The 13982-nt window shown below is 71.5% G+C and carries 12 protein-coding genes; 4 read left to right on the top strand and 8 right to left on the bottom strand.

Annotation, left to right across the window (positions count from 1 at the left end; all coding sequences use genetic code 11):
* Nucleotides 1–98: 98 nt before the first annotated feature.
* Nucleotides 99–845 (top strand): DUF4232 domain-containing protein, encoded by a 747-nt coding sequence (locus OG285_RS34560; protein ID WP_371793295.1) that lies wholly within the window; start codon nt 99–101, stop codon nt 843–845.
* Between the two features lie 117 nt (nt 846–962).
* Here OG285_RS34560 and OG285_RS34555 read toward each other — a convergent pair whose 3' ends face one another.
* The 4 genes from OG285_RS34555 to OG285_RS34540 all read right to left on the bottom strand — a co-directional run bounded on the left by OG285_RS34555 (nt 963) and on the right by OG285_RS34540 (nt 5620).
* Entirely contained in the window at nt 963–3200 is a 2238-nt protein-coding gene (locus tag OG285_RS34555) for a serine/threonine-protein kinase (protein WP_356832010.1), read from the bottom strand.
* A complete protein-coding gene (locus OG285_RS34550; protein WP_371793294.1) occupies nt 3182–4129 on the bottom strand; it encodes an oxygenase MpaB family protein in 948 nt (315 codons plus the stop codon). Before OG285_RS34550 ends, OG285_RS34555 begins: the two co-directional genes overlap by 19 nt.
* Before the next feature lie 380 nt (nt 4130–4509).
* Nucleotides 4510–4896, bottom strand: a complete 387-nt coding sequence (locus OG285_RS34545) for an excalibur calcium-binding domain-containing protein (RefSeq protein ID WP_371793293.1) — start codon at nt 4894–4896, stop codon at nt 4510–4512.
* Nucleotides 4897–4900: 4 nt separating this feature from the next.
* On the bottom strand, nt 4901–5620 hold the full coding sequence (locus tag OG285_RS34540; RefSeq protein ID WP_371793292.1) for a hypothetical protein: 720 nt from the start codon (nt 5618–5620) through the stop codon (nt 4901–4903).
* A 32-nt stretch (nt 5621–5652) separates the two neighbouring features.
* Here OG285_RS34540 and OG285_RS34535 point away from each other — a divergent pair, with 32 nt between their 5' ends.
* Nucleotides 5653–6765, top strand: coding sequence for a type IV pilus twitching motility protein PilT (locus OG285_RS34535; RefSeq protein WP_371793291.1), 1113 nt, complete (start codon nt 5653–5655; stop codon nt 6763–6765).
* Between the two features lie 80 nt (nt 6766–6845).
* Here OG285_RS34535 and OG285_RS34530 read toward each other — a convergent pair whose 3' ends face one another.
* On the bottom strand, nt 6846–8036 hold the full coding sequence (locus tag OG285_RS34530) for an acyl-CoA dehydrogenase family protein (protein ID WP_371793290.1): 1191 nt from the start codon (nt 8034–8036) through the stop codon (nt 6846–6848).
* A 221-nt stretch (nt 8037–8257) separates the two neighbouring features.
* Here OG285_RS34530 and OG285_RS34525 point away from each other — a divergent pair, with 221 nt between their 5' ends.
* Entirely contained in the window at nt 8258–9091 is an 834-nt protein-coding gene (locus OG285_RS34525; RefSeq protein WP_371793289.1) for an aldo/keto reductase, read from the top strand.
* 103 nt (nt 9092–9194) lie between these two features.
* On the opposite strand, the gene OG285_RS34520 is transcribed toward OG285_RS34525, so the two are convergent.
* Complete coding sequence (locus OG285_RS34520; RefSeq protein ID WP_371793678.1) at nt 9195–10256, bottom strand: medium chain dehydrogenase/reductase family protein; 1062 nt, start codon at nt 10254–10256, stop codon at nt 9195–9197.
* Nucleotides 10257–10360: 104 nt separating this feature from the next.
* Between OG285_RS34520 and OG285_RS34515 the strand changes: the two genes are divergently transcribed.
* The gene (locus tag OG285_RS34515; RefSeq protein ID WP_371793288.1) at nt 10361–10981 is read left to right on the top strand and encodes a TetR/AcrR family transcriptional regulator; all 621 of its coding nucleotides are present in this window, start codon (nt 10361–10363) and stop codon (nt 10979–10981) included.
* Nucleotides 10982–11021: 40 nt separating this feature from the next.
* Here the strand turns inward: OG285_RS34515 and OG285_RS34510 are convergent, their stop codons facing one another.
* Complete coding sequence (locus tag OG285_RS34510) at nt 11022–13073, bottom strand: SpoIIE family protein phosphatase (RefSeq protein ID WP_371793287.1); 2052 nt, start codon at nt 13071–13073, stop codon at nt 11022–11024.
* 120 nt (nt 13074–13193) lie between these two features.
* On the bottom strand, nt 13194–13700 hold the full coding sequence (locus OG285_RS34505) for a DinB family protein (protein ID WP_356831973.1): 507 nt from the start codon (nt 13698–13700) through the stop codon (nt 13194–13196).
* Between the last annotated feature and the right edge of the window lie 282 nt (nt 13701–13982).

Raw genomic sequence — 13982 nt, 5'->3', positions numbered from 1 at the left:
ACATACAGGGATTCGCATCTCCCTGCAACTGACCCCACTGCCACGGCGTGGTAAAAGGGCGAAGATCACTTACTCACGATGCCAGGGGCCCCACACTCATGACAACACAGCTGAACCGACTCCCGCGCCGGATGGCTGCCCTCCTCGCCGTCACCGCGCTCAGCCTGGGCGCCGCCGCCTGTTCGTCCTCGTCCGACGACAAGGCGTCGGATGCCAAGGACTCCTCATCGGCCTCCTCTTCCGACAGCGCCACCTCGGGCAAGAGCGCGGCCGGCGACGGCTCGGACAGCTCCAGCAGCTCGGCCTCCGGCAGTTCGGGCGCCGGCGCCTCCGCGGTCAACGGCGGTACGAAGGCGTCGAACAGCTCCTCCTCCACCGGCGGCAAGGCCGCGGCGGCGGGTGCTTCCGCGTCGTCGCGCTGCCGGACGGCCGGTCTGAAGGCGGCCTTCGCCACGGGCGGCGACGCCGTACCGGACATGAAGTCCGACAACCAGACGCAGGCGTCGGTGGCGTTCACCAACATCGGCAAGCGCACCTGCACGCTGACCGGCTTCCCCGGCGTCGACCTGGTCGGCAACCAGGCGTCCGACGGCACGTGGTCGCTGACGCGCTCCACGAAGCCGGTCACCACGATCTCGCTTTCGCCGGGTGACACCACCGACTTCAGCATCACGCTCGGCGCGACCACGGAGAAGGGGTCGGGCACCTTCCAGCCCGGCCTGGTACGGATCACCCCGCCCAACGAGGAGAGCCAGTTCTCGCTGAAGTGGCCGTTCGGCGGCGCGATCACCAAGCAGGACGGCGCCACCCACCCGGCGACGTACGTCAACCCGATCGGGTCCTGACGCCCGGCCCTGTCCGGTTCTTCGATCTCCGCGCCGACTTCGCCGTGTTGGCGGACGTCACGGACCGGGCAGGGCCCTGTCCTTCTCACTGCTGAGCGGGGACCGCACGGCGCCGCCTCACAGACCGGGCGCGCTCCGCTGCTGCCGTCGCGCGGCGACCTGGCGGTACAGCCCGGCGGCCTCGTCGCCGCGGCCCAGCTGCTCCAGGCAGTGCGCCTCGTCGTTGCGGCTGGCCAGCGCGTCCGGGTGGTCGAGGCCGAGTACCCGCTCCCGCGCCACGGCGACCGCCCGGTAGACCGTGAGCGCGTCCGGCCAGTGGCCGAGCCAGCCCAGCCCGACAGCGATCTCGCGGCGGCTGACCAGGGTGTCCGGATGGTCGCCGCCCAGCACCTGTTCGCGCAGTGCGCAGACCTCGCGCGCCTCGGCGAGCGCCTCGTCCCACCGGCCGAGGCGGCCGAGGTTCACCCCGAGACCGTGGCGGGCCCGCAGCGTCTCCGGGGCGGCCGGCCCCTGGGCCCGGGTGCGGTCGCCGACCAGCGCGCCGAACCGTTCGAGCGCCTCCGCGCTGCGACCCAGCCGGCCCAGGCTGATGGCCACCTCGTAGCGGGTGGCGAGCGTGTCGGGGTGGTCGGCGCCCAGCGCCTGTTCCCGCGCGGCGGCCACCTCGCGGTAGATCTCCAGAGCCTCCGGCCAGCGGCCCAGCTGTCCCAGCGCGTAGGCGACTTCGTACCGGGTCGACAGGGTGTCCGGGTGCGCGGCACCGAGCACGGCCGCACGTGCCGCGGCGACCTCGCACGCCATCCGGTGCGAGTCCTCCAGCCGGCCGAGCCTGCTCAGGTTGAAGGCGAGGTTGTGCCGGCAGCGCAGGGTGTCCGGGTGGTCAGGACCGACGGTGCGCTCCCGGGCCGCGAGCACCGCCGCGTACACCTGGTGCGCCTCGAAGTGCCGGCCGAGCTGCCCCAGTACGTACGCCGTCTCCTGCCGGGCGGTGAGAGTCTCCGGATGGTCGGCGCCCAGGGCACGCTCCCGGCCGTCGGCGACCCGCCTGAACTCCCGCAGCGCGTCGCCCGCCCGCCCGGTGCGGCTCAGTGTGAAGGCCACTTCGTAGCGGCTGGCCAGGGTGTCCGGATGGCCGGGGCCGAGGACGTACTCACGCTCGGCTGCCACGGCCCGGTGCACCTCCCCCGCCTCCTCCCAGCGGCCCAGCCTGCTCAGGCTGAGCCCGGCGTTGTGACGGCCCGCCAGCGCGGCCACCAGACCGGGCGGCGGGGTGGGCCGCTGCCCGGTGGACACCGCGGGGACCACTGCGGCCCCGCGCGGGGGCCCGGCGGTCGTCCACTCGCCGGTGAGCGCGGTCGCCCGGTCGGTCGGGGTGGAGGTGACCGTCCAGGTCCCGGTGGCCTTGTGACCGGTGGTCATGGACCGGGTCCAGGGTGGCAGCGGCGGCAGACGCGGGGGCAGTTGCACCGCGGGACCCAGCACGGCGGTCGCGGACAGCCCGGCGGCGGGTGTCTCCGGGCCGAGCAGCAGGCCGAACTCCCTGGCGTCCGCCGGGCGCTCGTCGGGGGTCTTGGCGAGCAGGTCGAGGACGGCCCGGTCGAGGAACTCCGGCAGTTCGGACCGGTGGCTGCGCGGCGGCTCGGGCACCGTGTCCCGGTGGCCGACGAGCACCGCCCAGGCGTCGTCGAGGTCGAACGGCGGCGCCCCGGTGGCGATTTCGTACAGCACGCACCCCAGCGAATAGAGGTCGCTGCGGTGGTCGATCTCGCCGCCGCCGATCTGCTCGGGAGACATGTAGTGCGGGGTGCCCATGGCGATGCCCGTACCGGTGAGCCGGGAGGTGAAGCCGATGTCGTGGCCCAGGCGTGCGATGCCGAAGTCGCAGATCTTCACCGTGCCGTCCCTGAGCCGCATGATGTTGGCGGGCTTCAGGTCCCGGTGGACGATGCCCTGATCATGGGTGTACGCGAGGGCTGACGCGACCTGCCGGGCGATGTCGACGACATCGGGCACCGGCAGCGGCCGCTGCTCGTTCGCCTCCAGGAGCTGGCTGAGGTTCTGGCCGTCGAGCAGCTCCATGACGAGGTACAGGACGCCCTCGTACTCGCCGAAGTCATGGACGACGGTGACCCCGCGGTGCTGGAGCGAGGCCGCGACCCGCGCCTCGCGGCGGAAGCGCTCGCGCAGCACCCGCGTGAAGGACTGGTCGTGCTGGGGTCCCAGCGGCTTGAGGCATTTGACGGCGACGTGGCGGCCCAGCGACTCGTCGCGCGCCCGCCACACCTCGCCCATGCCCCCGCGCCCGATCGGTTCGAGCAGCCGGTACCGGCCGTGGATCAGCCTGGTGTCCGCCATCTCGTGCTGTCGCCCCCGTCGCGTCGCTGCACCGTCCCCGGCCCGTCCAGTATGGGGTCCGGTGTCCGGAGTTGGTACGGCGCCGGACGGCTGCCCGGGCCCAGGCGCGCCATTGCCCTCAGAATATGGCCAGGTGGCAGCTGCCAGCGCAGCCGGCCGGGGATGCAGCGCAGGGCGTTGCCGGTGGCGGTGAGCCGACGGGTCACGGTCTCCGGGCCGGGTGCCGGTCTCCCGTAGAGCTCATGGGCGTACGGAGGCAGAGCGGCGTACGCGAGGGCGGCCACCTGCCGCCAGAGTGCCTCGCGCGCCGGAGCGAGAACGGCGGGAACGGGGGGCCTGCGCAGGAATGCCTCGACCTCACGCGACTCCGTGGTCGCGGCGAGCTCGGGGCGTACGGACTCGAAGTACGCGGCGAGTGAGGCCCGGTCCGCCGGCGCCTCCGCCGGGTCGAGCCCGACCAGCCGGGCGCTCTCCCGGTTCTCGTCGATGTAGCGGTCGGCCTGTGCGTCGCTGACGGGGACGCCGGAGCGGCGCAGGACGCTGAGGTAGGAGTCGATCTCGGCGCAGTGCACCCAGAGCAGCAGCGCCGGTTCTCCCACGCCGTACCGCTCCCCGGTCGCGGGGTCGGTGGCACCGAGGAAATCGTGGATCCGGCGGACCCGGGCGCCCGCCTGTTCTGCGGCCTCGGTCGTGCCGTACGTGATGGTGCCGACGAAGCTCGCGGTGCGCAGCAGTCGCCCCCAGGCGTCCCGGCGGAAGTCCGAGTTCTGGATGACGCCGCGGACCGCGCGGGGGTGCAGTGCCTGGAGGTAGAGGGCGCGGACACCGGCGATCCACATGACCGGGTCCGCGTGTGCCTGCCAGGTCACCGATCCGGGGCCGAAAAGGCCGGGGTCCGGTCGGTCCGCCGCCCGCGGTCTGTCGCTCATGCCGCTCCGCCGCTCGTCGTCCCGCTCCCCCGGCTCTCCGCTCCGTCCGCCGCCGGCCTCTGCGTTCCGGGTACGGCACGGACTAGCCGGGCACATGTACGGGATGCCCCGGTTCGCAGCGCATCACTCCTCCCGACGGCCATCACCCGCGCCCGCACCACCCCGGCCGCCGGCACCAGCGCCGAGCCGCCGAAGCCGACCGCGGACGGAGCCACATCACCGCGACCGCTCCGACCTGACCGGCCCCGATGCCCTGTCGATCAAGGACCGCGGCTGCCGTGTCCACGCATCTCCCTCCCGCAGGCAGGAGGGAGATGCCCCATGACCCGCTGTGCGCGCCGGCAGGATATCCGTGCCGAGCCTGACTGCTTCCACCGTTGCTACGCCGACGGCGACCTGAGCGGCTCGATGACCGGCGCGCCGTCCTTGTCGGTCATGAAGTCGCGGTGGACCGGCTTCTTGTCCGTCGGCTCGGGGCGGCTCGGGCACGCGATGCCGTCACCGTCCCGGTCGAGTGCGTTCGGGTCGAGTGCGTCCGCCCGCAGCACGGCCTGCGCGTCGGCCTGGGTCTTGAACACGTCGCAGTTGACCACGTGCCCCTTGTGCACATACGGAGCGACGTCGAACGCACGCTTCGGGGGTCCGTTGTCACCGCACGCGGTCAGCGTGACCGACGCGATCACGCTGACCACCACGATGGCGGTACGACGCCCCAGCCGTAGCCGGCCGCCCGGGCCCTTGTGGAGGGTGCGTGGCTGGTCGGGCATGGTGCTAGGCCGATCCTGTCCGAAACACCGCGACCGTCCCGTTGACCGGATCGACCGCGTACACCTTGCCCGTGGTGTTGTTCGCGGCCAACGCGCCGAACTGGGGCCCCGCGTCGAGGGGAGCTCGACCCAGCAACGTGCTGCCGTCGGCCACCCCGAGGCCGCCCGGCGCTCCGCCGTAATTTTGCTGTGCGAAGAAGATCCTGTTGAGGTTTCTCAGCACGGTGAGCTTGTGATCATTGTTCCCGGTGGCAGCTGACGCTGCGCAGGCTGGTGCTTCCCCCGTGACCTTCGTCCCGACGATTCGGTCGATGCGGCCCCCACCACCGCCGCAGTTCGTTCCACCGTTCAAGTAGACGTAAGCCGACCCTGCGGCGGCGTTGTAGACCACGGAATTGGAACCGTAGGGCGTTCCCGCCGGGTCGTTGATCGCTGTCGAACTGCCGTCGCTGGGGTTGATGGCGATCGTTGTTGCGATGGGTTTCCACGAGCCCGAGGGATCCGCGGGGTTCGGAGCGCACCTGTTGGCAAGGAGGTAAACGAGGTTGCGGCCGGGATCGACAGCGGTGACGGACCGAGCTGAGCCTGAGGCGAGCAAGCTCCCGTCCTTGGTGCGGGCGCAGTTCGGCGTCGTCGGGAAGCCCGCTGCCGTCTCCTCGGTGGCACCCGGATCGACCTGCTGTCCGGCCCGCTCGTCCAGGCCGCCGTGTCCTTCGACGGCCACGCCGGCACCGTCAAGCAGTGGACGGTGCTGCCATGACCAAACACGCCACCTTGGAGGCCACCATGCCCGGGCCCAGTTCCGCGATCATCGACCACCTGCTCGGTGAGCTGTGGGAGCGGGGCGGCAGCGACCTGCTGCTCACCGCCGGATCGGCGCCGTTCCTCCGCGTCGACGGCGCCCTGCGACCGGTCGAGGGGGCCGCGCTGGCCGAGCCGGAGGTCGATCGCCTGGTGACCGGGGTGCTGGGCAGGGAACTCACGGAACGGTTCCGACGGGAGAAGCAGGTCGATTTCGCCTTCAGCTGGGGGGAGAAGGCAAGGTTGCGCGGGAACGCATTCGTGCAGCGCGGCGCGTCGGCGCTGGCGCTGCGGATCATCCCGTTCGACGTGCCGTCGTCCGGGCAACTCGGGCTCCCCCCGGCCGTCATCGGATGGGCGGGGCTGCCGCGGGGGTTCGTGCTGGTCACCGGGCCGACCGGGTCGGGGAAGTCGACAAGCCTGGCGGCGCTCCTCGACTACGTCAACACGCACCGGTCGGTGCACATCCTCACCATCGAGGACCCGATCGAGTACCTGCACCGGCACAAGCGCTCGGCGGTCAACCAGCGCGAGGTCGGCACCGACACCGACTCGTTCCCCGCCGCGCTGCGCTCGGCCCTGCGCGAGGATCCCGATGTCCTGCTCCTCGGCGAGATGCGCGACCCGGAGAGCATCTCCGCGGCCCTGACGATCGCCGAGACCGGACACCTGGTGTTCGCCACCCTGCACACCAATGACACGTCGCAGACACTGGACCGCATCGTCGACGTGTTCCCGGCCGAGCAACAGCCGCAGATCCGGCTGCAATTGGCGCACACCCTGGTCGGCATCCTCAACCAGACGCTCATCCCCCGGATCGGCGGGGGCAGGGTGGCCGCCTTCGAGGTACTGGCAGGCACGTCGGCGATCCGCAACCTGATCCGCGAGGGCAAGACCCGCCAGATCCGCAACATGGTCTCGACCGGCCACCGTGAAGGCATGCAGACCCTTGAGACCAGCATCAACGCCCTCGTCGCGGCAGGCACCATCGCCTACGAGGAGGCCGTGGCGTACACGGCCTACCCGGAGGACATCCAGCGGCCCCACGTCCCGGCCGGCCGCACCTGACCGTCCGATGGATGGCTCTCGAAGAGTCGGTGCCGACTGTCGTCAGTATGTGACTAGTCGCGTCCGTGGTCACAGACGGCCTAACGCCGGACGCGCGGCATCCCCAGCCCGATCCAGGAGATGATCTCCCGCTGGATCTCGTTGTTGCCGCCGCCGAAGGTGAAGATGACGGCCGAGCGGTAGCCGCGCTCCAGTTCGCCGTGGAGCACCGCGCCCGCCGATCCCTCCTTGAGGGGACCCGCCGCGCCGATGACCTCCATCAGCCAGGCGTAGGCGTCCCTGCGGGCCTCCGATCCGTACACCTTGACCGCGGACGCGTCCTGCGGGGTGAGCGTGCCGTTCTGTACGGCGTTGACCATCTGCCAGTTCAGCAGCTTCATCGCGTCGAGCCGGGTGTGGGTACGCGCGAGACGGCCGCGTACCCAGCCGAGGTCGATGACCCGGCGTCCGCCGTCGATCTCCGTCTCCGAGGCCCACCGCTGCACGTTGTGCAGCGCCCGGATGGCCATCGTGCCGTGGGCGGCGAGCGTGACGCGCTCGTGGTTGAGCTGGTTGGTGATCAGCCGCCAGCCCTTGTTCTCGTCACCGACCCGGCGGGAGGCGGGGACCCTGACGTTCTCGTAGTAGCTGGCGGTGGTGTCGTGCGAGGCCAGGGTGTTGATCAGGGTGCAGGAGTAGCCGGGGTCGTCGGTCGGTACCAGCAGCATGGTGATGCCCTTGTGCGCGGGGGCCGCCGGGTCGGTGCGGACGGCGAGCCACACCCAGTCGGCGGTGTCCCCGTTGGTCGTCCAGATCTTCTGGCCGTTGACCGTGTAGTGGCCGGTGGTCTCGTCGCCCTCGCGCACGGCGCGGGTCTTGAGCGCGGCGAGGTCGGTCCCGGCGTCGGGCTCGCTGTAGCCGATCGCGAAGTCGATCTCGCCCTTGAGGATCTTCGGCAGGAAGTACGACTTCTGCTCGTCGGTACCGAACTGCATGATCGTCGGACCGACCGTGTTGAGCGCCATGAGGGGCAGCGGCACACCGGCCTGCGCGGCCTCGTCGAAGAAGATGAACTGCTCCATCGGGGAGAGCCCTCGTCCCCCGTACTCCTCGGGCCAGCCGACACCCAGCCAGCCGTCACCGCCCAGACGGCGGACGGTCTCCCGGTAGAAGCGCTTCTGGGCCGCCGGGTCCGCGTACCGCGCATAGGCGTTGTCCGGTACGAGGCCGGCGAAGTACGCGCGCAGCTCGGTACGCAACTGCTGCTGTTCGGGGGTGTATTCGAGGTGCACGGCCCCTCCTCGGTGCGGCATCGGATCGAGGGGCACAGTAGAACGTGTTCCATTCTTTTGGAATGGTGATGACCGTCCCGTCTTCGCCGCCTCCCCCGCATGGGGGCAGCGGCACGGGGCAGCCGATGCGACAGGGGGCTCCGGTCGTTGCACCCTGGATCCAGGGTGCGGCGCCAGCCGCCCCTGACCGAGGCATCATCCGGACGAGGCAAGGAATGATTGTGAACGCGGTTCCCACCATCAGCCTGAACAACGGCGTCCAGATCCCCCAGCTGGGCTTCGGTACGTATCAGATCGAGCCGGCCGACACCGCGGCGGCGACGCTGGCCGCTCTGGAGACCGGTTACCGGCACATCGACACCGCCGAGATGTACGGCAACGAGAAGGAGGTCGGCCAGGCGGTGCGTGACTCCGGCCTGGCCCGCGAGGACCTCTTCGTCACCAGCAAGCTGAACAACGGCTTTCACGCCCACGACGACGCGCTCAAGGCCTTCGAGGGGACTCTCGGCGAGCTGCGTTTCGACTATCTCGACCTGTTCCTGATCCACTGGCCGCTGCCCGGTGTCGGCGATTTCGTCGAGACATGGAGGGCCATGGAGGAGATCTACCGCTCGGGCCGCGCGAAGGCGATCGGGGTCTCCAACTTCCAGCCGCACCATCTGCGGCGGCTCCTCCAGGAGACCGAGATCGTGCCGGCCGTGAACCAGATCGAGGTCCACCCCTATCTGGCACAGGACGAGGTGCGCGCGTTCGGCGCCGGGCACCGGATCGCCACCGAGGCCTGGTCGCCGATCGCCCAGGGCAAGGTCCTGGACGACCCGACGATCACCGGGATCGCCCGCCGGGTCGGCCGCACGCCGGCCCAGGTCACGCTGCGCTGGCACATCCAGCGGAACGACATCGTGTTCCCCAAGTCCGTCACGCGCTCGCGCGTCGAGGAGAACTTCGCACTCTTCGACTTCGAGCTCACCGAGGCCGACATGGCCGTCATCACCGGCCTGGACCGCGGTGAGCGCACCGGCCCCGACCCGGACACCTTCAACTACGTCCCCTGACCCGGTGGAGCCGCGGCGGTCCGGGGCCCGGGCGGTCGTGGCGGCCGTACCGCCACGACCGCCTGGCCCTCTGGGACCACGCGCCCCCCATATTCCGGTGGGTCTAGGGCACCGGGGTCAGGACGACCTTCCCCGCGACCGTCCCCGACTCGGCCAGCCGCAGCGCTTCGGCCGCGCGGTCCAGGGGGATGCGGGCCGCGACCGGGGCCGTGAGCGAGCCGTCGGCGAGCAGGGCCAGCACCTGGATCAGGTCGGCCCGGGTGCGGGACCGGAACTGTGCGGCACGCCGCTTCCCCGCCCAGATGTTGTAGAAGGTGGCGCGGCGGCGGTTGGGCAGCACATTCCAGAGGGCCAGCCGTCCGAACAGCAGGAACACGGGCAGCCTGGAGGATCCCGGCGTGTCACGGGTGGCTGCTGTGCCGTACGAGACGAGGGTGCCACCGGGCGCCAGCAACCGGAAGGAGTCGACGATGCCGGCACCGCCGACATGGTCGAAGACGGCGTCCACGCCGTGCGGGGCGGCGGCCCGCAGCCGGTCCGCAAGGCCGGGCGCCCGGTAGTCGACGGGGACGACGCCCCGGGCACGGAGGGCCTCGTGGTGGCGGGGCGAAGCCGTACCGATGACCCGGGCCCCGGCGAGCAGCGCGAGCTGGACGAGCGTGGAGCCCACACCTCCGTTGGCGCCGTGCACCAGCACCGTCTGCCCGGCCCGGATCCGGGCGTCGCGGTGCAGCATCTGCCAGGCGGTGATTCCGTTGACGACGAGGGTCTCGGCCTCGGCCGGGTCCACCCCGGCGGGCACCGGGACCAGATCGACGGCGGTGACCAGCAGACGGTCCGCCCAGCCCCCGGTCTTGAGCATCGCGGCGAACCGCCGGCCGAGCAGCCCGGAGTCCACGCCTGGCCCTGCCTCCACGACCGTGCCCACCACGTCGTAACCGGGCACGAAGGGGAACGCCGGCTGGTCGTAGTACTTGCCGCGGCGCATCTGCTGCTCGGCGAACGACACGCCGGTGGCCTCCATCTGCAGCAGCACCTCACCGGAGCCGGGGGCGGGCATCGGGCGGGTCCGCACTTCCAGGCCCTCCGGCTCGACGACGCCCGGCAGGACGACCTCGGTGACCGTGGCGTTCCTGCGGGAGCGGGTGTTCTCGGCGTGCGTCATCGCGCCACTGCCCTTCGTTATCGCTTCATTCATTAGTTACAACCTTTTACTGAAGAGTGAAGCTGTTACGATCGATTGTCAAGCGCGGCACGAAAGGACCCCGTATGAGCGAAGCGACCACGTCCCCCACACCACCCGACCGGCGCGCGCGCCTTCGGGAACAGACCAGGCGGGAGGCCAAGGACATCGCCCTGGACCAGCTGGCCAGGACGGGACCGGCCGGTATCTCGGTCAACGCCATCGCCAAGGCGATGGGCATGACCGGTCCCGCGCTCTACCGCTACTTCGCCAGCCGCGACGAACTCCTCACCGCACTGATCGCCGACGCGTACACCGACCTCGCCGACACGCTGACCCGCGCCGGCGACGGGGAAGCCCCGGAAGGCGCTGCGGGGAGTGCCCGGGGGGCGCGGCTGCGCCGGTTCGCGTACGCCTGGCGCACCTGGGCGAAGGAGCATCCGGACCGCTACCTGCTCATCTACGGGACCCCCGTGCCCGGCTACTCCGCACCGGAGGAGACCAGGACCATCGCGTCCGGGATGATGCGGAGCGCGGTTGCCGCCTGCGAGGAACTGGGCCCGGCGGGGACGGCGGAGGACCGGGCACTGCGGGCCTGGACCCGGATGCACGGCCTGGTCGGCCTGGAGATCGCGGGCCACTTCGACGGCATGGACTTCGACGTGGACCGGCTCTTCTCCGAGGAGGTGGAGAGCCTCATCCGGTGATCCGCTTCTCCTCAGCGCACCGCAGGAGCCCGGGAGTCGCTCAGGTGGCGGTGCCGGACGGCTCGAACTCGCACCAGACGGCCTTGCCGTCGCCGCGCGGTTCGACACCCCAGCGGGCCGCCACCGCGTCGATCAGCATCAGGCCGCGCCCCGAGGTCGCCGCCTCCCCCGGGGTGCGGCGCCGCGGCCAGGCGCTCGACCGGTCCTTGACCCAGAGCCGGATCCGCCGCACCGGTTCGGGCAGTACCTCAAGGGTCAGGACGGCGCCGCCCTCCGTGTGCAGCAGCACGTTCACCAGGAGCTCCCCCGCGGCGAGTTCCACGTCGTCGACCAGCTCTTCGAGCCCCCACGCCTCCAGTGCGCCGCGCAGCACGGCGCGGGCCTCCGCAAGGCCCTCGGGGTCCGCCTGGTGGATGTACTGGTGGATACGGGGCGCCTGCGGGGTCCCGGGGTCGGGCGCCCGGCGCAGCACCAGCAGGGCCACGTCGTCACTGGTGCCCCAGCGCTCCCGGAGCCGGGCGGCCAGGTCGTCGGCGAGCGCCTCCGCCCCGTCGGGGCCTTGGCGCACCGCCTCGGCGAGCGCCTCCATCCCGACACCGATGTCCGTGCCGGGCTCCTCGACCAGGCCGTCGGTGCAGAGCAGAAGGGTCTCACCGGGCACCAGGTCGAGCCGGGTCTCGGGATACTCCTCCTGCCCGAACTCGGTGCCCAGGCCGAGCGGGAGGCCGCCGCGCACGTTCGGCCAGCCGACCCGCCCGTCGGTGTGGCGGATCAGCGGTCCGAGGTGCCCCGCGCGGACCGCTCTGACCGCACCCGATGCCAGATCGACCTGGGCGTAGGTGCAGGTGGCGAAGCGGTCGGTGTCCAGCTCGGCGAGGAAGCGGGAGGCCCTCGCCAGCACGGTGCCCGGGGCGTGCCCCTCCCCCGCGTACGCGCGCAGCGCGATGCGCAGCTGGCCCATGATGGCGGACGCGTGGGTGTCATGGCCCTGTACGTCACCGACCACGATGCCCACCCTGCCGCGCGGCAGGGCGACGACGTCGTACCAGTCGCCGCCGACCTCCCTGCCGCTCCACGCCGCGTGGTAGCGCACGGCGATCTCGGCCGACGGGAACCCGGGAATGCGCCGGGGCAGCATCGCGGACTGGAGCCCGGTCGCGAACTCCCTTTCCTGGTCGAAGAGAACAGCGCGCTGCAGCGACTGGGCGACGATGCCCGCGAGACCCAGGCAGAGGTTGCGGTCCTCCGACGAGAAGCGGCTGCGGCCCCGGTAGAAGAGCGCCAGACAGCCGATGGAGCGGGCCTGCGCGATCAGCGGCAGGAAGGCCGCGGCGTCGAGCCCCATCCGCTGGACGTACGGGCGCAGCCGGGGAAACTGCTCCGTGAGGTCGTCGAGCGAGGTGACGAACCGGGGCTGCTGGGTGAGGACCGCCTCGGCCAGCGGCAGCGAGTCGTCGATCCGATGACGCCTGAGGTCGTCGAGTACGTGCGTCGAGTCCCCGGACAGCGCGACGAGTTCCAGTGCCCCGCCCGCGACCAGGCCGAGGACGAGCCCGTCGGCACCGAAGCGTTCGAGTCCGTCATCGCCTGTCAGGACCGCCGTCACGTCGTCGACGGTGACAGCCCTGGACAGCGCGTCGGTGGTGCCCTGGACCATGGTGCTCAGCCGCCGGCGGCCCGCTTCCATGGGGCTGACCGTGGCGAATTCGGTGAGTTCGGTCGTCGCGTTGCGCACGATTCCGATGACGCGGTACGGGGTCTCCTGCTCGTCCCGCAGGATCCGGCCGCGGGCGTGGGTCCACTGCCGGATCCCGTTGCGGCGCCGCAGCTGGAAGTACACCCCGTACGAGGAACGGCCGCTCCGGACGGCCTGCGTCAGCGCGGCGTCGAGCCTGTTGCCCTCCTCGGGCGGGATACGGCTGCCCAGGGACTCGGGGCGGCCGTCGAACTCGTCGGGGCGCAGATCGAACACCGCGAGACCGGGCTCGTCGAACTCCAGCGTCCCGCCGCGCAGGTCCCAGTCGAAACTGCCCATGCGGTTGAGGGCCAGCCGCTCGCCCGGCCCGATCAGGGGAAGATCTCGTCCTGCCATACGGTCGCTCCGGAGGAGGGCTGAGGTGCCCAAAGCTTAACTTTTCGCGGTTGGCCCCGCATCAGGGCTGCTGTCCGGGCGACGCTGTGCCGGGCGGGGCGCCGGAACGGGGCCGCCGCGCTACCGGCGTTCCAGGGCTCCCCGGACGAAGGCGGCCTGCCCCGCGTGCTGCAGATCGTCGCCGATGACGCTGATCAGCCGGACACCGAGCGTGACCGGCGGCGACCACGCCTCGTCCACCACCCGGTCGAGCGCGGCGTCGTCGAGTCCCCGGACGAAGCCCACGGTCTGCTCGTGGACCGCGTCGTAGTACCCGGTCAGCAGAGCGGCGTCGGCCCGTACCTGGGCGACCTGCTCGGCGCTCTGGCCGTAACCGGTCTCCGTCTCGGCGAACGGCAGCCCGAACCGGCCGGCCCAGCCCTGCGCCAGCCAGACCTGTTCGAGACCGGCCGCGTCGGCCACATGGTCGTCCTGCACCCGGGCCAGATGCCAGACCAGCCAGGCGATCGAATTCGCCCCGCCGTCCAGCTGTACGCCGAGATCCCCGGCCGGGAGGCCGTCGACCGCCTCGTGCACGGACTCCTGGACACGGTCGAACGCGTCTGCCAGAACGTCTGCGGTGTTCATCCGCTGCTCCCCGGCCGTACGAGTGGGGCCGCGCCGGTCGGCCGTGCCCGGAACGGTCTTGTGTGCCTGCCACCTTCGCCGGTCACCGGCCCCGGCAGAGTGTTCGACACGCGCCCCGGCGCACAACCCCGTGCGGCCCTTCACCCGCCGTTCACCGAACGGGCCGTCCGTGTCATGTCCCGTACCGCCTGGGCGACTTATGATCGCGTCGCCCCTGCGTGGCGGCAGGACGGCCGGTCGGCGCACGGGCACTGTCCGTCCGCCCCTGCCGGAAGGCCCGTT

The sequence above is a fragment of the Streptomyces sp. NBC_01471 genome, assembly GCF_041438865.1.
GTDB lineage: Bacteria > Actinomycetota > Actinomycetes > Streptomycetales > Streptomycetaceae > Streptomyces.
This window is presented reverse-complemented; position numbering and strand designations above follow the sequence as displayed.

Bases quoted from the DNA above. Each gene is read 5' to 3' on its own strand.
- OG285_RS34560 (WP_371793295.1), top strand. From the start codon at position 99: ATGACAACACAGCTGAACCGACTCCCGCGCCGGATGGCTGCCCTCCTC.
- OG285_RS34555 (WP_356832010.1), bottom strand. From the start codon at position 3,200: ATGGCGGACACCAGGCTGATCCACGGCCGGTACCGGCTGCTCGAACCG.
- OG285_RS34550 (WP_371793294.1), bottom strand. From the start codon at position 4,129: ATGAGCGACAGACCGCGGGCGGCGGACCGACCGGACCCCGGCCTTTTC.
- OG285_RS34545 (WP_371793293.1), bottom strand. From the start codon at position 4,896: ATGCCCGACCAGCCACGCACCCTCCACAAGGGCCCGGGCGGCCGGCTA.
- OG285_RS34535 (WP_371793291.1), top strand. From the start codon at position 5,653: ATGACCAAACACGCCACCTTGGAGGCCACCATGCCCGGGCCCAGTTCC.
- OG285_RS34520 (WP_371793678.1), bottom strand. From the start codon at position 10,256: ATGACGCACGCCGAGAACACCCGCTCCCGCAGGAACGCCACGGTCACC.
- OG285_RS34515 (WP_371793288.1), top strand. From the start codon at position 10,361: ATGAGCGAAGCGACCACGTCCCCCACACCACCCGACCGGCGCGCGCGC.
- OG285_RS34510 (WP_371793287.1), bottom strand. From the start codon at position 13,073: ATGGCAGGACGAGATCTTCCCCTGATCGGGCCGGGCGAGCGGCTGGCC.
- OG285_RS34505 (WP_356831973.1), bottom strand. From the start codon at position 13,700: ATGAACACCGCAGACGTTCTGGCAGACGCGTTCGACCGTGTCCAGGAG.